The following is a 20,367-nucleotide window of genomic DNA, read 5'->3' as shown; positions in this document are numbered from 1 at the left end:
ATTTATGATAGTTCTTCAAATTTACAAAAAATTATCCTACTGAACCTTCCAACGAAATTTCCAATAATTTCTGTGCTTCCACGGCAAATTCCATTGGCAACTTGTTCAATACATCTTTGCTGAAACCGTTTACGATCAAGGCAATGGCTTTTTCGGTTGGAATTCCACGTTGGTTGCAATAGAAAACTTGGTCTTCGCCAATTTTACTTGTCGTTGCTTCGTGTTCTATCTTGGCCGATGGATTTTTACTTTCGATGTATGGAAAAGTATTGGCACTGCAATTGTTCCCCATCAAAAGGGAATCGCATTGTGAAAAGTTCCTTGCATTGTCTGCATTTGGCCCCACTTTTACCAATCCTCTATAACTATTGTGTGATTTTCCGGCAGAAATTCCTTTGGAAATAATGGTTGATTTGGTGTTTTTGCCAATGTGGATCATCTTGGTTCCGGTATCGGCTTGTTGGAAATTATTGGTAACGGCAATCGAATAAAATTCGCCTACCGAATTATCACCTTTTAAAATACAAGAAGGATATTTCCAAGTCACGGCAGAACCTGTTTCGACTTGTGTCCAAGAAATTTTTGCGTTTTTCTCGCACATTCCTCTTTTGGTCACGAAGTTGAAAACACCACCTTTACCTTCTTTGTTTCCAGGATACCAGTTTTGAACAGTCGAATATTTGATTTCGGCATTGTCCAAAGCAATAAGTTCTACAACGGCTGCGTGCAATTGATTTTCGTCACGACTTGGAGCGGTACAACCTTCCAAATAACTCACATAACTACCTTCGTCGGCAATTAATAAAGTTCTTTCGAATTGCCCTGTTCCTGCTTGATTGATACGGAAATAAGTTGAAAGTTCCATTGGACAACGAACGCCTTTTGGAATGTAACAGAAACTTCCGTCCGAGAAAACGGCTGAATTTAATGCGGCATAAAAGTTGTCTTTTTGAGGAACAACGGTACCTAAATATTTTTTTACTAATTCTGGATGCTCTTTGATGGCTTCGGAAATACTCATAAAAATGATTCCTTTTTCGCCCAAGGTTTTCTTGAAAGTAGTAGCTACAGAAACAGAATCGACCACAATATCCATGGCGACATTGTTCATCATTTTTTGTTCATCGACAGAGATGCCTAACTTTTTGTACATTTCCAAAAGTTCAGGATCAACATCATCTAGTGTCTTATTTGGATCTACAGCTTTTGGTGCCGAATAATAGGAAATGGCTTGAAAGTCAGGTTTTTCATAATGCACATTCGCCCATTCCGGCTCGATCATTTTTTCCCAAGCACGAAAAGCCTCAAGACGCCAATCGGTCATCCATTGCGGTTCTTCTTTTCTTAGGGAAATGGCGCGAACAATATCCTCGTTCAAGCCAATAGGAAAGGTATCCGATTCTAAATCAGTATAAAATCCGTACTCGTATTCTTTGGTCTCGAGTTCGACTCTTAGATGGTCTTCGGTGTATTTTGACATAATTTTTTGTTATTTATTCAACCCTAACAGGGTTTTGAACCCTGTTAGCGTTTCTGAAATTCTATAGTGAGAATGATTCTCCGCAACCACAAGTCCTACTTGCATTTGGATTATTAAAAACAAAGCCTTTTCCGTTTAAACCGCCTGAAAATTCCAGGATTGTTCCGGCTAAGTAAAGAAACGATTTTTTCTCCACGGCAATTGTTATATCGTTGTCCACGAATATCTTGTCGTCATCGCCTTTGTTTTTGTCAAACTTCAAATCATAAGACAAACCCGAGCATCCGCCGCTTTTCACGCCTACTCTCACATAATCGACTGCTGCATCAAAACCATCGTCTTTCATCAAGTCGATGATTTTCTTTTTGGCTGTATCAGAAACTTTTATCATAGCTTATTTTGATTTTGTCTAAATAAAAGGCAAAGATATTACAATTTGGGCTTCAAGTCAAAAAAGATAACATTTTTATAACTATAACGGGATAGAAAAAGTCTATTCAGTATTCTAATAACAAATGTATTACTTAAATTTGTTTTCTTTTGAAAAAAATATATCCCAATGAAATTATATCCCATAGAAACCGGCAATTTTAAACTGGACGGCGGTGCCATGTTTGGCGTTGTGCCCAAAACCATTTGGAACAAAACCAATCCTGCCGACGAAAACAACCTCATCGATTTGGCCGCACGTTGTTTGCTAATAGAAGACGACAATCGACTGATTTTGATTGACAACGGAATGGGAAACAAACAATCCGAAAAGTTTTTTGGTTATTATTCGCTATGGGGAAACCATTCTTTGGACAGTTCCTTGGCAAAATATGGTTTTCATCGCGATGACATTACCGATGTCTTTTTGACACATTTGCATTTTGACCATTGCGGTGGAAGTGTCAATTGGAACAAGGACAAAACGGGTTATGAACTGGCATTCAAAAATGCAAAATATTGGACCAATGAAAACCATTGGGAATGGGCAACAAAACCCAATATGAGGGAAAAAGCATCCTTTCTTTCGGAAAATATTTTACCCATTCAGGAAAGTGGACAACTTAATTTCATAAAAAGACCCGAAGGCGATTTGTTGGATAAATCAGAACTGGGTTTCGGGATTTTCTTCGCTGACGGCCACACCGAAAAACAGATGATGCCGCTGATTCAATATCAAGACAAAACCATTTGTTTCATGGCGGATTTATTGCCGACAGTTGGCCATATTCCTTTGCCTTACGTGATGGGTTACGACACCAGACCACTGTTGACAATGCCCGAAAAATCAAAATTCTTGAATGCCGCTGTTGAAAACAATTATTATCTTTTCTTGGAACACGACGCCCATAACGAAATTATTACCGTTGAACAAACAGAAAAAGGAGTTCGCTTGAAGGATGTTTTTAGTTGTGATGAAATATTAAAATAAGGTTAATGCTAGGGTTTTTATAACAAAATGGATTATTTTTGTCGGATTTTAAAAAACAATCCAAACAAGATTGCCCATTTTATAATTCCCATGAAAAAAATCTTTTTATTTTCCTTATTCCTTTTAAATTTCGGTAATCTAATAGCACAAAATCCAACCTATTGGCAACAACACGCCAACTACAAAATGGAGGTTGTCATGGACGTGAAAAATTACCAATACAAAGGCACTCAAGAATTGGTTTACACCAATAATTCGGCTGATACTTTAAAACGCGTTTTTTATCATTTGTTCAACAATGCTTTTCAACCCGGAAGTGAAATGGATGCTCGACTTCAAAGCATCAAAGACCCCGACAAAAGAATGGTGGACACCCTTAAAGTTGATGGAAAAGCAATCGTGGTAAGCAGAATCAAAAACTTGAAAACCAATGAAATAGGTTGTTTGAACATTTCAAATTTCAAACAAGACGGAATAATTGCCCAAACTAAAGTGGCGGGAACGATTCTCGAAGTGACTTTGGCACAACCCATTTTACCTCATTCGAAAACCACTTTCACGCTCGATTTTGACGGGCAAGTTCCTGTGCAAATCCGTCGTTCCGGCAGAAACAATGCCGAAGGAGTCGAATTCTCGATGGCACAATGGTATCCAAAAATAGCCGAATTTGATTTTGAAGGTTGGCACGCCGATCCTTATATCGGAAGGGAATTTCACGGAGTTTGGGGCGATTTCGACGTGAAAATAACCATCGACAAGGACTATACTTTGGGCGGAACAGGGTATTTGCAAAACAAAAACGAAATTGGTCACGGCTATCAAGATCAAGGTATCAAAGTGGTTTTGCCAAAGGGAACTAAAACCCTGACTTGGCATTTTGTCGCCCCAATGGTGCATGATTTTACTTGGGCGGCCGACAAGGAATACTTGCACGAGGTAGTAAAAGGCCCCAATAATGTTGATTTGCATTTCCTGTATAAAAACAATCCGAAAATCATCGACAATTGGAAAGCATTGCAACCCAAAATGATTGCCGTAATGGATTTTTTCAACAAGACCGTTGGCGATTATCCATACCAACAATATTCTTTTATTCAGGGTGGCGATGGCGGAATGGAATATGCGATGTGCACCTTGATGTTGGGCGATAAAAAATTTGAAGAAATTTTAGGAACCGCCGCACACGAATTGGGACATTCGTGGTTTCAACATATTTTGGCATCCAATGAATCAAAACATCCTTGGATGGACGAAGGATTTACTTCTTATATCGAAGATTTGGCAATGAACAAAATCTCCGAAAAAAAGAAGGAAAATCCTTTTGAAAACACTTATAAAATTTATACCAAATTAGTCGAATCGGGCAAAGAACAATCACTGAGCACACATGGAGACCGTTATGACGAAAATAAATCCTACTCTATTGCTTCTTACTACAAAGGCAGTATTTTCCTCGCACAAATGGAATATTTGATAGGAAAACAAAATGTATCGAAAACCTTGAAAAAATATTTTCAAGAATTCAAGTTCAAACATCCCACGCCCAACGACATCAAGAGAACTGCCGAACGCATTTCCGGAGCCAATCTGGATTGGTATTTGACCGACTGGACACAGACCACAAACACCATCGATTACGGGATTGCAGCCGTAAAAGAAAATGGAGAAAAATCAACTTTATCATTGGAAAGAATCGGCAGAATGCCAATGCCCATTGATGTTTTGGTTGAATATATCGACGGTACAAAAGAGAGTTTTTACATTCCGTTGCGAATGATGAATTTCGAAAAAGAAAACCCGAATCCAGCCATCAAAAGAACAATTCTGTCCGATTGGACTTGGGCAAATCCAAATTACGAATTCAGCATCCCTAAAAACAAAACCTTCATCAAAAAAATCACCATCGACCCAAGTAACTTAATGGCTGACGTAAAAAAGGAGAATAATGTTTATGAGGTAAAATAATACGGAAAGCATTAAAAAATTATTGCAAAAAGGTCTGGTTCTAAAATTGTAGAACCAGACCTTTTTTATAAATAACATTTCCCTGTCGTTGATTATAGAATTTTATTCCAAATCGTTTTGTCTTTCAACAATACTTCTCTCATCGTTTGGATGGGCATCATTCCGTTGTCCAGCATCGCATCGTTGAATTTTAGCAAACTATAATTGTCTCCTTCCTGTTTTTTATAATCCTCACGAAGTTTTAGGATTTGCAATTTACCCAAAGTATAGAACAAATAACCTGGATCATAGGTACCGCGCATGGCTTCTTGACGAGAAGGATTTTCACCTTGATGCCAGTTATCCATAAAAAAGGTAGTGGCTTGGTCAACATTCATTCCCTTGCAGTGCATGTTAATGGAAACTACTAAACGACAAAGGCGCAAAAGGGCATCGCCTGATTGTGCAATTCGGTATTTTGCGGCTTTAACAGCATCACCATCATTGCCAAAACCAGCATCAAGCATCATTATTTCGGTGTAATGAGCATAGCCTTCAATAAAAGCATAACTGCCAAAAATCTTTTGAACTTTGGTCGCATCCGAAGCATTCAAATGCAAAAACTGGGTGTAATGTCCTGGATAAGCTTCGTGAATGGAAACCACATCGGTCGTGTAATAATTAAAGGATGCCAACCAGTCTTCTTGCTGTTTTGGTGTCCATTTTGGATCCACAGGAGTGATGTAATAATACGCCTCGGTAGCTTTGGTTTCAAAAGGACCGGGAGTATCCATCGATGCCGTGCTTGTGGCTCTCGCAAAAGGAGGCGTTTCTTCCAATTTAACGCGCACTTCCGATGGCATTGTTACAATTTTTTTGTCAATCAAAAATTGGCGAATGACTTCCAGATTTTTTCTAGAATCGGGAATTAAACTTGCAGCGGTTGGATGCTCTTTTTGAATGTCATTATAAACATCAATCGGTTTTTTGTTGGGATTGATGATTTTGGCAGCAGCATCAAATGAAGCTTGTTCTTTGGCTAATTCTTTCATGCCAATGGCTAAAATATCATCGGCAGACATCGTGATTCCTTCGCCATACAACAGCATTTTTTGATAATTTTCTTTGCCAATGGCGTACTTGTTGTGGGCTTTGCCCAATTTTTCTTTTTCCAGAAAGTCGGCATAACCGTTTATGGCATCGATTGCTTTCTGATTGGCACTGTTGAAAGCCTTCATCAAGGAATCGTTTTTAACGTCTTTCAAAGCCACCAAAAGGTCTTTTCCCAAGAATGAAGCCGAACCTCTGGCAATTTGAATCGCTAATTGAATGTGTGGCAACGCCAATGAATCTTGCAGGTTTGCCTTGGCGTCTTCATAAAATTTTGGTGCTTCATTCTCGATGGCGATGATGGATTTGATTTGCTGTTCGATGGGTGCAAAATTTCTTTTGACATAAATATTCACGTCAATGGAACCGGCATAAGTCATCGGATTTTTGTTGTACACTTTTAAATCTACAAAAGAAAACAATTCGTTTTTGATGTTCGAACGCAACAATTTCCAATCGTAATATTCTTTCGTGCTCAAGGAAGCCGAATCGATTTCGGAGAATTTCTTGTCAAAATCTTTTAATCTTGCTATTTCGGCATCGATGGATGTTTTGCTATAATTGGCAATTTTCCCGTCGTATTCGTGAAGCCCAAACGAAACGCCCGATTGTGGACGCCAATCCAGATAGCCTTTCAAATAGTCTTCGGAAAGTTTTTCGAAAGTCTCATTTTTATCCTTTTTATTGCAACCAAAAAAAGCTAAAACCAGCACCAGTAAAATGTATTTTTTCATCTGTATTGTAATTATATGTGAATGTGAACTTAATTATTTTTTAATGCCCAACGATTCCAAAAAGGCATCCGAGTTTGGTTTTCTACCCAAAAACTTTTCTACCATTTCAATTTCTGGCGTGGTCGATCCTTTTTCGAGAATTTCTTTTCTGTATTTGATTCCCGTTGCCGTATCCATGACGCCGTTCTTTTTGAAAACAGAAAACATGTCTTGCGCATACACTTTGGACCATAAATACCCGTAATAATTGGCTCCATAACCGCTCAAATGACCAAAACTGCAAATCATGTGATTGTTGTCGTCAAAAGGCATTTGGTTCAAGGATGTTATTTCTTTGAAGACTTTTAGAACTCCTTTTTGCTTGGTTTCCTCGTATTTGTCCTCATAAGTAAAGTCGGTAAGTCCCAAACTTACTTGTCTGATGTAAAAACTTCCCACATTTACCCGCTGTGTTTGTTTCATTTTGTCGAACAAATCTTTTGGCAGGGTTTCTCCTGTTTTATAATGCTTGGCAAAGAGTTTCAAGGCATCGTACTCCCAACACCAATTCTCCAAAAACTGCGAAGGCGCTTCGACAAAATCGCCTTTTATGCCAAATGAATTTTGGGAAGCAATCTCAGAATGACCCAACAACCAATGCACCAAATGCCCAAATTCATGAAACATCGTGACCACGTTGTTGTGTGGCAACAATGATGGTTCCGTGGCGGTTCCTTCCGGAAAATTACAAATAAGCGCTGCTTGTGGCAGGATTTCAACTGTTCCTTTTTTCGAATATTGACTCATCGGGAAACAAGCAAAATGCGTGTATTTGTTGGCTCTTGGAAATAAATCCAAATAAAAACTTCCCATTTTTTTTCCTTCGCTCCAGATTTCATACGTTTTCACTTTGCTGTCCCAAACCGGCATGTTGGTTGCCGGTTTTATCTGGATGCCCAATACGGTTTCATATACCTTGAACATTCCTGCCAAAGTGTTGTTCATTTCAAAGTATTTTTTCACCTCGTCATTGTCCAATTGATACTTGGCATTGAGCATTTTTTTGCTGTAATAAGCAAAATCCCAAGACTGCAAAGTGTCGGATTCTGTTGGGCTCACTTCTTTTTTGAAGGCTGTTAGCGTTTTAATTTCGTCAGTAACCAAAGGCGTCAATTTTTTGATTAAATCATTTTCAAAAGCCCAAACATTTTCGGGTTTTGCCGCCATTTTATCAATTAGCGAATAAGCCGCATAGGAAGAAAATCCCAATTTTTGGGCATACACATTTCTGTAATACAACAAACTATCCAAAACCGCTATGTTCTGAGGATAAGCCCTGTTATTGTAATGCAAACCAAAAGCTTTTCTAGTTTTGGCATTTTCTGCGTTATCCGTAATTTTTATCACGTTGGGACCATTCACGTGCACCACGTATTTGCCGTTTGGTCGTTTCCAGGATTGAAGCGATTCCGCATCGATTCCCTTTAATTCCAATTCGGTAAAAGTCAAGCTGTCTTTGCTTTCGGCGATGTTTTTGTCGAATGCATTTCCTAATTTGATGAGTTGATTGTTGATTTCTTCCAATGGTTTTCTGTCGGCGGCACTCAGCTTCATTCCGTTTTTCTCGAAAGACAACAGTACTTCCGACAAAAACTTTTTCTGTTTCACTGTAAGGACAAGACCTTTTTGGGTCGAAAACTTTTTCAAGGCTTTGTACAAAGGTTCGTTTAAACCAATATTGCTGCCATAAACCGATAGTTTTTCGCTTTCTGTGTATGCCGAATTTCGAATGACTTCGTTTGAAAATGTTGATTGAATCAAGCCAATTTTCATCGATAAATCGGCCAATTCATATTGTAAATTGTCATAAGCAACCAAGGTGTTGGAAACGGTTTGTTTTTTAACAGCCACCAAGTTCTTGATTTTTTCGTCCGAAGATTTAATAACCACTGCTACGGCATCTTTTATGGTAGTGTCATTTATTTTTGTAAAATCTATAGGCTTGTTGTCGTGCCTCAAAAGGATGTTTGTCGTGCTATTTTGTGCTTGAACAAGGCCACCCATGATCAATAAGCCGAGGAAAAATAGTTTTTTCATTAATTATAATTTTTGTTGGTTTGAATTCTATACGTGATAATTTTTGGGTTGTGTTGAATTTAGATTTTTCAGCATGTCGACCGTCATGCTTTCAAGATTAAACTCGTGATGCCAGTTCCAATCTTCCCTCGCACGACTATCATCAATGCTGGCTGGCCAACTATCGGCGATGGTTTGACGGAAATCGGGTTGGTAGGAAATGGTAAATTCTGGAATGTGTTTTTGGATTTCGGCAGCAATTTCTGTAGGCGTAAAACTCATTGCGGCCAGATTATAGGAAGACCGAATCTTGATTTGTTCCGCTGGAGCTTGCATGATTCGAATGGTGGCGTCAATAGCGTCATCCATATACATCATCGGCATTTTGGTTTCCGCCGACAAAAAACATTCGTATTTCTGGTCGCTCAAGGCTTTGTGGTAAATGTCTACCGCATAATCCGTCGTTCCTCCGCCCGGAGGCGTTGACCAACTAATCAGTCCAGGATAACGAACACTTCGCACATCGACGCCAAAATGGGAATTGTAATACTCACACCATCTTTCGCCCGCCAGTTTACTGATTCCGTACACTGTTGAAGGTTCCGTGATCGTGTATTGGGGCGTGTTTTCACGTGGCGTGTTTGGACCAAAAACGGCAATGCTCGATGGCCAGAATACTTTTTTTATTTGCTTGGCTTTGGCCAAATTCAAAACGTGAAACAAGGAATTCATGTTCAAATCCCAAGCAAACGATGGATTCTTTTCGGCTGTTGCCGATAGCAATGCCGCCATCAAATACACGTCGGTAATTTGGTGAATTTCGACAAGATGCTGAATCTGGTTAAAATCCAAGGCATTCACCACTTCAAAAATACCCGAATTCACGATGTCGTTGTTCAACTTTCGAATATCGGCAGCAACGACATTTTCGATGCCGTACAGCATTCGAAGTTTATGGGTTAACTCTGTTCCAATTTGCCCGCAAGCACCTATAATCAGTATTTTGGGATTCATATCGATGATTTAGAAATGTAAAGTTACCTTTTCGTAAACACTAAAAGTTTGTAAAAATATAACAAATTTACAGAAAACATACAAAAATGAAACTAATTTCTTGGTTTGGATTTTGTGCTTGTTGGATTGCAATTTTAAATCAAATGCAATAAAAAAAAAGACCTTTAGCGAGATTGTTAAGGGTCTTTTGTTTTGAATAATATTATCATTTGCAGCTGTTGCTATATTTCGATTTGGATTTTTACTTTTCCTCCAAGACCTTTTTCAACGATGTCATATAAAGTTTTGAGCGTTAAATTACTTCCGTTATTTTCAATTCTGGAAATATATTCTCTCTTTTTTTCAACTAAATCACCCAATTCAGATTGTGTCAATTTTTTTTCTTCACGAGCTTTTTTCAAAAGTAAACCAATTTTAAAACCTTGGGATTCTCTCTCAAGTTCATCACGTCTTTCGGTTCCTTTTTCTCCGTAAACCTCGTTTTTAATAGTTGTCCAACTTTTAGTTTCCATAATTATTTAGATTTTTCGTTGTAATATTTTGTCATTAAGCGCAATGCTCTTTCAATTTCATTTTTTGGTGTTTTTTGCGTTTTCTTTTGAAAACCATTAAGTAAAATCACCAATTTTCCATTAAGCCAATTGCCCAAATCGCTTGTAGCAAGTATTAGCAGGCGTTTCTTCTACCACTTAATATTGCCATCTTTATCAATTTCAGTTGTAATAGAAACTTTTGTGACATCTGCTAAGGTAATCTCATCAGCTTCGTCAGCAATGGATGGATCATCATAAAATGCTTCTGTTACCTCAAATTCAATTACTTTCTCCAAATAAAAATCGTTCTCAAATACATCTGTACGCATAGCAATATTATCAGTTTTGAAATTATTGCCGACACTAGGATAGATTATACATTCAAAATTAATATCACTGCCTTTGCCATGAAGTATTAGTTCTGAGAAAGTTGAACTCATTAAATATTCTGAATGGTGAGAAACGGTTTTTGAAAATTCTCTACCAAGTAAATTAAAATAATTTTCAATGTATTCAATAAAAAGCGGAGAATTATATGGTTTAAGTTCTTCAAATGCTTTAGTTGCTTTAGCAACACCTACATTATTTTTAATCGCTTCTTTGCCATGTGAAATCGCATATGATAGGAATTTACGATTAGATTTTGGGCGCCAAACGCCTATTGTTATTAGTTTATTAAGTGGAGGTCTTAACTCCTTAAGGTTTGTGTCAATCGACTCAGATGAATAAAAAGCAGTTGTATTTGTTGAATTTGCTCTATTGTAACGTCTAGTCTTTTGAACTATTTCTAACGTAGGGTGTTTTAAATATTTTGAGTTAGTGATTCTTTCATTGTTATCTAAAACTGATTCATTTATTACCATGCGATAAGTTGTGAAAATCGTTAGATTGTTTGAAATAATTGGTAAATAATTAAAAGCATATAAAATGTATCCTTTAAATAATTCTCTTTCAACATCCGATAAAGATGTGTAATCTAAACTTTGTAATTTTTCGTTCAGAACTTTATAAAATTGAAGGATTTCTTTAAAAGTTTCCTCTTCTTTTTTAGAAATATGTTGTTGGTTTAAAAATTTCATCGCAATTTCTTGCTCAGTTGACATTAACGAGTTTTCCTGCCATCTTTTTTCTGGAGGAATTTCTGGAAAATCTTTGAATGTTTGTTGCCAGTTATGTTTCATGAAATGTCTGCTAACTCGTTTGTATGTGTGACAAAATCACACAGAGCCACCCAGATTAGGGTAAATATATGTGATTTTATTACACATTATTTTGATTCAAATATATTCATTTTTTCTTACAAATCATTTGAAAAACCTAGCGCATTCCAAAAAAAAATCCCTCTTGAAAACTCAAAAGGGATTGTTGTACTTTATATTTTGGAAGAATTATTCTTTCTCTTCTTTTTCCACGGCATCCTTGTAATCGGGATACAAAAACTTGTTATAGGGAAAGCGCGTGATGTGAATTTGTCGCACGGCTTCGTAAACCCGTTCCCGGAAATCCTCGAAATTTTCTTTGTTGGCTGCCGAAATAAATAAGGCGTTTTCTTCGCCCACACGGTGCATCCAAGTGGTTTTCCATTCTTCGAGGGTGAAATGCCTTGGCGTTTTCTCGGTCATTAAATCATCTTCGTCAATGGTCAAATGTTTGTAGGCGTCAATCTTGTTGAAAACCATAAGAATAGGTTTGTCTTTGGCCTTGATGTCTGCCAAAGTTTGGTTTACCGACTCAATATGATCTTCGAAATCGGGATGCGAAATATCGACAACGTGCAAGAGCAAATCGGCTTCGCGAACCTCATCCAATGTACTTTTGAAGGAATCCACCAGTTGTGTCGGCAATTTTCGAATAAAACCCACCGTGTCCGAAAGCAGGAAAGGCAAGTTTTTAATCACCACTTTTCGAACGGTTGTGTCCAAGGTGGCGAAAAGTTTGTTCTCCACGAAAACATCGCTTTTGCCAATGGCGTTCATCAAAGTCGATTTCCCCACATTGGTATAACCCACCAAGGCCACACGAACCATGGCTCCGCGATTGCCTCTTTGGGTTCCCATTTGCTTGTCGATGGCTTTTATTTTTTCTTTCAACAACGCAATTCGGTCACGAACAATACGTCTGTCGGTTTCGATCTCCGTTTCTCCCGGTCCACGCATCCCGATTCCCCCTTTTTGACGTTCCAAGTGTGTCCAAAGTCCTGATAATCTTGGCAACAAATAGATGCATTGTGCCAATTCCACTTGGGTTCTGGCATAAGAGGTTTCGGCTCTTTGGGCAAAAATATCCAGGATAAGATTGGTTCTATCGAGAATTTTGCAGTCTATGATTTTGGAAATATTTTTTTGCTGCGAAGGCGTTAATTCATCATCAAATATCAAGGTCGAGATATCATTTTCCTTTACATAAAGGTTAATCTCGTCTATTTTTCCTGTTCCCAAAAATGTTTTGGGATTGGGTTTGTCCATTTTTTGCCAAAAACGTTTGACCACTTCGCCTCCAGCGGTAAAAGTCAAAAACTCCAATTCGTCCAGATACTCGTTGAGTTTATCCTCTCCTTGGTTTTGGGTAACGATGCCAACAATGGCCGTTTTTTCAAAATTGATTACTTCTTTTTCTAACATAATATATAATAAGCCACAAATTTAATGATTTGCAGTGGACTTATAACCAATCTCATTAAAGGTTTTATTTTGTCATCTGACGAAGAAACGGAATACGTTTACTCATAAAAATAAGTTTTTACAGTTTTCACCCTTCCGCCCTCTTCTGAAAGGGAAAAGGATGTTGGATAATTTAGTTCATTGTATTTATATTTTCCGCTTTTAACTATATCTTTTATGGCCGTGGTTCTATAACTCAATTCATTGGCCTCAGAAATCATTTGAAAGTTAAATTCTTCTTCGTGAAAAGAAACCAATGGAACAATAACTTTATAGTTTTCGCCAAATACGCTTTTTACCAACAATAATTCTGGCGAATTTTTATCGTCGAAAGTATAATATTTTACAGATTTGTCGCCTAACAACCCTGTATGTCGAACGATATTGCCATTTGTATAAATATACTCTGTTTTATTGATAATTTGTTCGTTTCGATCTCTTGAAGAACGTCTGACCACAAGACCATTCTCGACAATATATTCAATATTATCAATTATTGCTTCTTTGGTGGTGCTTTTTTGGGTAATTACTTTTACTCTAGCACCTTGATACGTTATAGTTACCGTTTTAGTAACAAATTCAGCCCCTTCTTGGTATTTTTTGCCAAATTTTATCAATCGATTGTTTTCGTCATAAGCATAGTTTATAACCTCTTTCCAATTACTTCCTTCCTTTTCTTTGACGCTTCGATCCAACAATCCTTTTTGGTTGTAAAAAAAGTTTTGAATCACGTCAGATGTTTTAATGGATAATAGTTTACCGTCTTGAAATGAAATCTTTTTATTTACAATCTCACCACTTTTGAAATCGCGATAATTGGTTTTTACTATGTTTATTTGTTTTAACTGAACCGATTTTTCTTGGGTTTGGCTTTGTGCCAAATAGGAAAAGACCAACATAAAGATGGCAATAAGGTAGGTTTTCATAGGACATTTATTGTTATTTAGGGATTGCCAAAATACAAAAAACATCAATGGAAAATAGTTTTAATCCTGAAAATTAATAGACACCAATGATTTTTATGACATCAAATAAATTGCGGCTTGATTTACAAGTTTTTAGCTAAAGAAAAATAGATTTACCAATTATTCAATGGCTTTAATCCGAGACACCATCAGGGCAATCGCAAATCCAAAAATACCTATAAAAGCGAATGAAAATCGCAAACTCGACAATTCGGCGATGTAGCCAATAACGGGTGGTCCCATCAAAAATCCGAGGAAACTCACGCTGGAAACTGCCGTCAATGCTTCACCTGTCGGGATCGTTGGATGTTTTCCCGCAATGCTGTACAAAGTGGGAACCACGGTAGAAACACCCAATCCGATAAGCATAAAAGCAAGGGTTGACGGAATGATAAAAGGAAATAGTACGGCCGTGAAGAAACCCGTTGAAATCATGATGCCACTGAATTGCATTACTCGTTTTCGTCCAAATCTATGAATAAAACGATCTCCAATAAATCGGCCGCTGGCCATCATGATCATAAAAGAAGTGTAACCCAAAACCACCAATGCACCCGGAACTTTGACAATGTCCTTGAAAAACACGCCGCTCCAGTCAAACATGATGCCTTCGCTGGCCATGCTGCAAAACCCAATTACGCCAAGCAAAACCAAGGTCTTGTCCGGTTTTCGGAATCCTTTTTTCTTTTCGGCTCGAATGGTTTCTTTGGCTTTTATCAAAAATTTGAAATTAAAGGCAATCAACAAAAAGGCGACAAAAGCAACAATCAAAAAATGCGAATACGTACCCAAATCCAACGCCAACATCCCCAAACCTACCAAAGCTCCCGTAAATCCTGCCAAACTCCACATTCCGTGAAACGAAGACATAATGGTTCTTTTGAAAAGTCCTTCGGTATAAATGCCTTGGGTATTTACGGATATGTTCGTCAGGTTGCCAAAGATTCCAAAGAGATATAATCCTAGAGCCAGTTGCCAAGCATTGGTGGCCAATCCCAAATTAGTCAAACTAAAAGCATACATCAAGATGGAAAAAGGCAGAATGCGGTGGCTGCCAAAACGAGTCACCAGTTTTCCCGAAAAATACATCATCGTCAACTGGCCCACCGGCAACGCAAAAAGAATCGTTCCCAATTGGCCATCGCTCAAGCCCAACGCCGCTTTAATATGCGGAATCCGGCTTGCCCAAGTGGCAAAACACAAACCCATGGCAAAATAAAAAAGTGACACTGCCCAACGAATCCTTACCAAATAAGAGGCTTTCGCATCTCTATAGTTTTTTTTGTACTTTCCTTTGGTCTTGAATCGGGTTAAAAAGTCTAAATCTATCAAAACAATTGGTTTTAAAAAATTGAATCTGCAAAAGTACAAAATCAATCTGTTTCTGCTTGGTGTTGGCTTTTTTTTAACGGAACCTTATAACGTTATTGTTTATAATTAAAGACCGCCCGCTAAGCGGCCTAAATTTTTAAGAACACCATTACTTAATAAAATTTTGCCACGAATTCCACGAATTTACACAAATTCCATTGTTATAAAAATTTTACGAATTCCTTTTTAATTTTAAAAAATTTGTGAAAATTCGTGTAATTCGTGGCTGAAATAATTAAGCCATAGTTAAGTATCGTCTCGTTATAAATTGATTGCTTTCATTTGTTCGTTGCTCTGGATGGCCGCATCAATAATTCGCATCACGTTTACGCCGTCTTGGCTAGTTACGGGTTCGGATTTATCATTGACAATAGCATGGTAAAGACCGTCAAAATAATCGCAATAATTACCTTGAAGCGTCGGCACTTTTTCCTTGATGATTTTGCCGTCGATTTCCGTATGCAACAATCCTTCTTGACCTTCTTGTTCGGTTCCCCAATTGGTTAAATTGGGTTTTTTACCCAGTTTCAATTCGTCTTCCTGCACATCGCCACGCGATTTCAAAAACGATCCTTTCTTGCCGTGAACCACATAGGAAGGATTGGGTTCCCGCACAAAAAATCCGGCTTTCAATCGCACTCTTAGATTCGGATAATACAGCAAAATATCCAAATAATCATCGACCAAAGAATGTTCCCTCGTGATGCGGATATCGGCAAAAACGGCATTGGGCAACCCAAACAAATACAAGGCTTGGTCAATAATGTGTGGTCCCAAATCCTTCAAAATTCCCGATCCGGAATTGATGGTTTCCTTGTGTACTTTTGGACTCAAAACAGGATTGTAACGATCAAAATGAAATTCGGCTTCGACAATTTCGCCCAACAACTTGTCGTCAAGGATTTTCTTCACGGTTTTGAGTTCGCTGTCCCATCTTCGGTTTTGAAAAACGGACAATTTCAATCCTTTTTCTTTGGCCAAGGCCGCCAATTCTTGTGCTTCGGCAACATTTGACGTGAATGCTTTTTCGACAATGGCGTGTTTTCCGGCCAGCAACACTTTTTTGGCATACTCGAAATGGGTGTCAATTGGCGTGTTGACGATAACCAAATCGATGGATTTGTCTTCCAAAATCGATTCCAGACTAGGAAAACTTGTCACTTCGGGATAATCTTTTTGTATCAATTTTTTGCTTCTTTCCCAAGAACCCAAAAGTTCAAAACCGGGATGAAGTTCCAAAAATGGTGCGTGAAAAACTTTTCCCGACATTCCGTAAGACAAGAGTGCTGTTTTTATTTTTTGCATTTTTTGTTTATTTTAAAAAGGTTGACACGAATTTCACGAATTAGCACGAATTTGTTTGTCTTAAAAATTGCACAAACTATCGATGTTTTTTCCTTTCAATTCGTGAAAATTCGTGTAATTCGTGTTTGAATTTTTGGGTAATTATATTTTTGCTCTTTCGTATTGTTTTGGCCAAGATACATCAACTCCTAGTTCTTTGGCAAAATCCAAGGCCAAGTTTGGTTTTCTCAAGGATTCCCTGGCAAACAAAACTAAGTCTGCTTTTCCTTCGGTAACGATAGCTTCCGCTTGTGATGATTCGGTGATTAAACCCACGGCTCCCGTCAAAATTCCCGTTTCATTTTTAATTCTTTCGGCAAAAGGAACTTGATAACCCGGTCCAACAGGAATCTCTTGGTACGATACCAATCCGCCCGAGGAAACGTCTATCAAATCGACTCCTTTCTCTTTCAATAGTTGACAAAGTTGTACGGATTCCTCGATATTCCAACCGCCATCCGCCCAATCCGTGGCAGAGATTCTGACGAACAAGGGCAAATTTTCTGGCCATTCCGATTGAACTGCTTCAAGGACTTCCAACACCAAACGAATCCTGTTTTGGAAACTGCCGCCGTATTCATCGGTTCTTGCATTGGACAAAGGCGACAAAAACTGGTGCAACAAATAGCCGTGGGCAGCGTGAATTTCGACCACTTGAAAACCGGCTTGAACTGCTCTTTTGGTCGCCGATTTAAAATCGGAAATTACTTTTTGGATTCCAATTTCGTCCAAGGCAATGGGTGGTTTTTCGTTCGAATGATAACCAACGGCACTTGGGGCAACTGGATTCCAACCTCCATTGAATTCGTCCAATCTTTTGTTGCCGTTCCAAGGTTCGGACATACTTGCTTTTCTTCCGGCGTGCGCCAACTGGATTCCAGGAATTGCCTTTTGAGAAAGTATAAACTGGTTGATGGCTTGCAATTTTTCGATATGTTCATCTTTCCAAAGACCCAAATCTGAGGGAGAAATTCGCCCTTTGGGAGAAACCGAAGTCGCTTCCTGAATGATTAAAGCCGCTCCGCCACTGGCTCGACTTCCCAAATGCACGAGATGCCAATCGTTGGCAAAACCATCAATTGCGGAATATTGGCACATTGGCGAAATGGTAATCCTGTTTTTGAAACTGAGGCTTTTTATTTGGAGCGGTGAAAATAATTTTGATGCCATAAAAATGGATTTTAGTTAATCTGTTGGGTTAAGTTCAATCTATATTTTTTAAACACATAGAAACATAGTTTTGATTAATTCAATGGAGGCGTTTCACTTTATTAGAGAAAATCATAGCCATGTGAACCCAAGAATTGGGCTATCAAACTCTTTTTTCCATGATTCTATGTATTTCAATCCTTTTGTTTTTAAAAATTCGACAATTCTTTTTAAGAGTGTTTGATAAGAAAAATGGAAACGTTGACTCAAAAAATCGAGTTTCAAAAAGTAAAGTTACGGGAGAAGCAACAAAGATTAAAAGGGAATAACGCATTTATTAACAAATTTTTATCGTCTGGGCAAAAAGGAAACCTTTGCAACTAAAATAGAAAACCTTACTTTTGTCCGTTATACAATTTAAATTAATAAAGAGGACGAGATTGCTTCGTTCCTCGCAATGACAAAGAAATGGAAATAGTTATCAAGCTTTCTCAATTTTTATTGAGCTTATCATTACTGATTATACTACACGAATTAGGACATTTTATTCCTGCCAAAATATTTAAAACCCGAGTAGAAAAATTCTACTTATTTTTTGACGTTAAATTTTCCTTGCTTAAAAAGAAAATTGGCGAAACCGAATACGGAATTGGTTGGCTGCCGCTGGGTGGTTACGTGAAAATTTCGGGAATGATTGACGAAAGCATGGACAAAGAGCAAATGGCTTTGCCTCCGCAACCTTGGGAATTCCGTTCGAAACCGGCTTGGCAACGTTTGATTATCATGTTGGGCGGGGTTACCGTAAACTTCATCTTGGCATTCATCATTTACATCGGGATGGCGTATGCTTATGGGGATTACTATATCAAAAATGAATCTTTAAAAGATGGAATTTGGGTAACTAATCCTGTGGTAGAAAAAGCTGGAATAAAAACTGGAGATAAAATAGTGTCAATTGATGGAAAAAAAATAGACCGTTTTGTTCCTTCAGTTAGTTCAAGTATTTTGATGTCTAAAAAAGTTGTTATTAATAGAAACGGAGAAGAAAAAGAAATTGACCTACCCGTTAATTTTATTGGACAATTTATTGACGAAAACAAGAAAAACATTATTACGCTTAGAATGCCCTTTGTAGTTGGCGGATTAGCTGATAATTCTAAAAACAAAGAACAACTAAAAGAGAAAGATATTTTTGTTTCGCTTAACGGAATCTCTGTAAAGTATTTTGACCAAGCTGCTGCAATCTTAGAAGCTAATAAAGGAAAAAAAATCAACGGAATTGTTTTAAGAAAACTAAAAGAAACTCCAATTACTGTTGAAGTGAACGCCCAAGGAAAACTGGGAGTTTCTTTAGGATCTTTGAAAGAAGACAACCTTGAAAAATTAGGATATTATAAATTTACCCAAGAAAATTATAGCTTTTTTGAATCAATCCCTGTGGGAATTGAAAAAGGTAAAAACCAATTGATTGAGTACGGAGGACAATTACAAAAGATTTTCAATCCTAGTACTGGTGCTTATAAAGGCGTGGGTGGATTTGCAGCCATTTATAATGTTTTCCCCAATTCTTGGAGCTGGGAAGTTTTCTGGAGCATCACCGCTTTATTGTCGATTATGCTTGGCGTGATGAATTTATTGCCAATTCCTGCCCTTGATGGTGGGCATGTAATATTTTTATTATACGAAATGATTAGCGGCAAAAAACCGAGCGACAAGTTCCTGGAGAATGCGCAAATGGTTGGTTTCTTTTTACTTATAACTTTGTTGTTGTTTGCCAACGGGAATGACATCTACAAGGCAATCGTCGGGAAGTAAATTTTTTTAAAAAATTTTAAAATTTTGCTTGGAAAAAACAAATTTAGCACTATCTTTGCCACCGCTTAAACGATGAAACACAAACATCAGCAAGCACAGCAAACAATACGTTCCTTAATAGATTTAAAATATACAGTTTCCTTCTTAGCTCAGTTGGTTAGAGCATCTGACTGTTAATCAGAGGGTCCTTGGTTCGAGCCCAAGAGAGGGAGCTTTTAAAAGCCTGACAGCAATGTCGGGCTTTTTTTGTTTTAACAAACTTCTAAACTAGTCCTTGGTGCCTCTATTCTTTATTCTGCCAAAGCAAGCCTCTTTTAGAAAGGCTTAACGACAGATTTGACACCAAGACTCGATTTTTATTTAACCTCCAAGGAACATCAACAATGTACCTACAGCGCCAGCGGCTGGATTTCTTTTCTAGAAATTGATTGCCAATCCCAGAAACAAGGTTTGGCACGAAAAGCCAGGGCATTCGCTTTTAAAAGTTTCCGCCACGAATTACACCAATAACACGAATTACCATTAGTTTTTGATTGCACCCATTCTTAAAATAGATAAAATTCGTGCCCTTCAATTTTAAATTTTGATAAAAATTAGTGGCAATTAGTGTAATTCGTGGCTAACTTTATTTTTCTTTTTTAAAAGCGAATGCCCTGCGAAAAGCAAGATTCCTATCCAGAATTTAGTACATCTAGCCATCATGAATAAATTACTTGAAAGGCATAAAGGCTATTTGCAGGGACGAATAGCCTTTTTTTAGCATTACCACAAAG

15 protein-coding genes, 1 tRNA gene and 1 pseudogene are annotated in these 20,367 nt (G+C 37.8%); 4 read left to right on the top strand and 13 right to left on the bottom strand.

Features of this window, described 5'->3' with window-relative positions; genetic code table 11:
* Window positions 1-31: 31 nt before the first annotated feature.
* Window positions 32-1,480: a Fe-S cluster assembly protein SufB gene (sufB, locus tag OZP13_RS16420; protein WP_281297883.1), complete on the bottom strand. Its 1,449-nt coding sequence runs from the start codon at window positions 1,478-1,480 to the stop codon at window positions 32-34.
* A 61-nt stretch (window positions 1,481-1,541) separates the two neighbouring features.
* Window positions 1,542-1,871: a HesB/IscA family protein gene (locus tag OZP13_RS16415; RefSeq protein ID WP_073367569.1), complete on the bottom strand. Its 330-nt coding sequence runs from the start codon at window positions 1,869-1,871 to the stop codon at window positions 1,542-1,544.
* 168 nt (window positions 1,872-2,039) lie between these two features.
* Here OZP13_RS16415 and OZP13_RS16410 point away from each other — a divergent pair, with 168 nt between their 5' ends.
* A complete protein-coding gene (locus tag OZP13_RS16410) occupies window positions 2,040-2,900 on the top strand; it encodes an MBL fold metallo-hydrolase (RefSeq protein ID WP_281297882.1) in 861 nt (286 codons plus the stop codon).
* Window positions 2,901-2,990: 90 nt separating this feature from the next.
* On the top strand, window positions 2,991-4,865 hold the full coding sequence (locus OZP13_RS16405; RefSeq protein WP_281297881.1) for a M1 family metallopeptidase: 1,875 nt from the start codon (window positions 2,991-2,993) through the stop codon (window positions 4,863-4,865).
* Window positions 4,866-4,957: 92 nt separating this feature from the next.
* Here the strand turns inward: OZP13_RS16405 and OZP13_RS16400 are convergent, their stop codons facing one another.
* From OZP13_RS16400 to OZP13_RS16350, 11 genes and pseudogenes are all read right to left on the bottom strand, one after another.
* Window positions 4,958-6,688 carry a DUF885 domain-containing protein gene (locus OZP13_RS16400; protein ID WP_281297880.1) on the bottom strand — a complete coding sequence of 577 codons (1,731 nt, stop codon included), beginning with the start codon at window positions 6,686-6,688 and terminating at the stop codon, window positions 4,958-4,960.
* A 33-nt stretch (window positions 6,689-6,721) separates the two neighbouring features.
* A complete protein-coding gene (locus OZP13_RS16395; RefSeq protein WP_281297879.1) occupies window positions 6,722-8,764 on the bottom strand; it encodes a M3 family metallopeptidase in 2,043 nt (680 codons plus the stop codon).
* A gap of 27 nt (window positions 8,765-8,791) precedes the next feature.
* Window positions 8,792-9,757, bottom strand: coding sequence for an L-threonine 3-dehydrogenase (locus OZP13_RS16390; RefSeq protein ID WP_281297878.1), 966 nt, complete (start codon window positions 9,755-9,757; stop codon window positions 8,792-8,794).
* Between the two features lie 221 nt (window positions 9,758-9,978).
* Entirely contained in the window at window positions 9,979-10,269 is a 291-nt protein-coding gene (locus OZP13_RS16385) for a helix-turn-helix transcriptional regulator (RefSeq protein WP_281297877.1), read from the bottom strand.
* A 2-nt stretch (window positions 10,270-10,271) separates the two neighbouring features.
* A pseudogene (locus tag OZP13_RS16380) lies at window positions 10,272-10,388 on the bottom strand (type II toxin-antitoxin system RelE/ParE family toxin); the annotation flags it as partial.
* 51 nt (window positions 10,389-10,439) lie between these two features.
* The gene (locus OZP13_RS16375; protein WP_281297876.1) at window positions 10,440-11,471 is read right to left on the bottom strand and encodes a hypothetical protein; all 1,032 of its coding nucleotides are present in this window, start codon (window positions 11,469-11,471) and stop codon (window positions 10,440-10,442) included.
* A 207-nt stretch (window positions 11,472-11,678) separates the two neighbouring features.
* The gene (hflX, locus tag OZP13_RS16370; protein WP_281297875.1) at window positions 11,679-12,911 is read right to left on the bottom strand and encodes a GTPase HflX; all 1,233 of its coding nucleotides are present in this window, start codon (window positions 12,909-12,911) and stop codon (window positions 11,679-11,681) included.
* A 98-nt stretch (window positions 12,912-13,009) separates the two neighbouring features.
* Entirely contained in the window at window positions 13,010-13,876 is an 867-nt protein-coding gene (locus tag OZP13_RS16365) for a hypothetical protein (RefSeq protein WP_281297874.1), read from the bottom strand.
* A gap of 159 nt (window positions 13,877-14,035) precedes the next feature.
* Complete coding sequence (locus OZP13_RS16360) at window positions 14,036-15,247, bottom strand: MFS transporter (protein WP_281297873.1); 1,212 nt, start codon at window positions 15,245-15,247, stop codon at window positions 14,036-14,038.
* Between the two features lie 300 nt (window positions 15,248-15,547).
* Window positions 15,548-16,591 (bottom strand): Gfo/Idh/MocA family oxidoreductase, encoded by a 1,044-nt coding sequence (locus tag OZP13_RS16355; protein ID WP_281297872.1) that lies wholly within the window; start codon window positions 16,589-16,591, stop codon window positions 15,548-15,550.
* A 141-nt stretch (window positions 16,592-16,732) separates the two neighbouring features.
* On the bottom strand, window positions 16,733-17,800 hold the full coding sequence (locus OZP13_RS16350; RefSeq protein ID WP_281297871.1) for an NADH:flavin oxidoreductase/NADH oxidase: 1,068 nt from the start codon (window positions 17,798-17,800) through the stop codon (window positions 16,733-16,735).
* 447 nt (window positions 17,801-18,247) lie between these two features.
* Between OZP13_RS16350 and rseP the strand changes: the two genes are divergently transcribed.
* Together rseP and OZP13_RS16340 are read left to right on the top strand one after the other, a co-directional pair.
* Complete coding sequence (rseP, locus tag OZP13_RS16345) at window positions 18,248-19,594, top strand: RIP metalloprotease RseP (RefSeq protein ID WP_281297870.1); 1,347 nt, start codon at window positions 18,248-18,250, stop codon at window positions 19,592-19,594.
* 138 nt (window positions 19,595-19,732) lie between these two features.
* Window positions 19,733-19,806: transfer RNA gene (locus tag OZP13_RS16340), tRNA-Asn, on the top strand.
* Window positions 19,807-20,367 lie beyond the last annotated feature (561 nt).

The organism is Flavobacterium limnophilum (assembly GCF_027111315.2).
Classification (GTDB): domain Bacteria; phylum Bacteroidota; class Bacteroidia; order Flavobacteriales; family Flavobacteriaceae; genus Flavobacterium; species Flavobacterium limnophilum.
The sequence above is the reverse complement of the archived record's forward strand: the minus strand, read 5'-3'. Positions and strand labels throughout refer to the sequence as shown.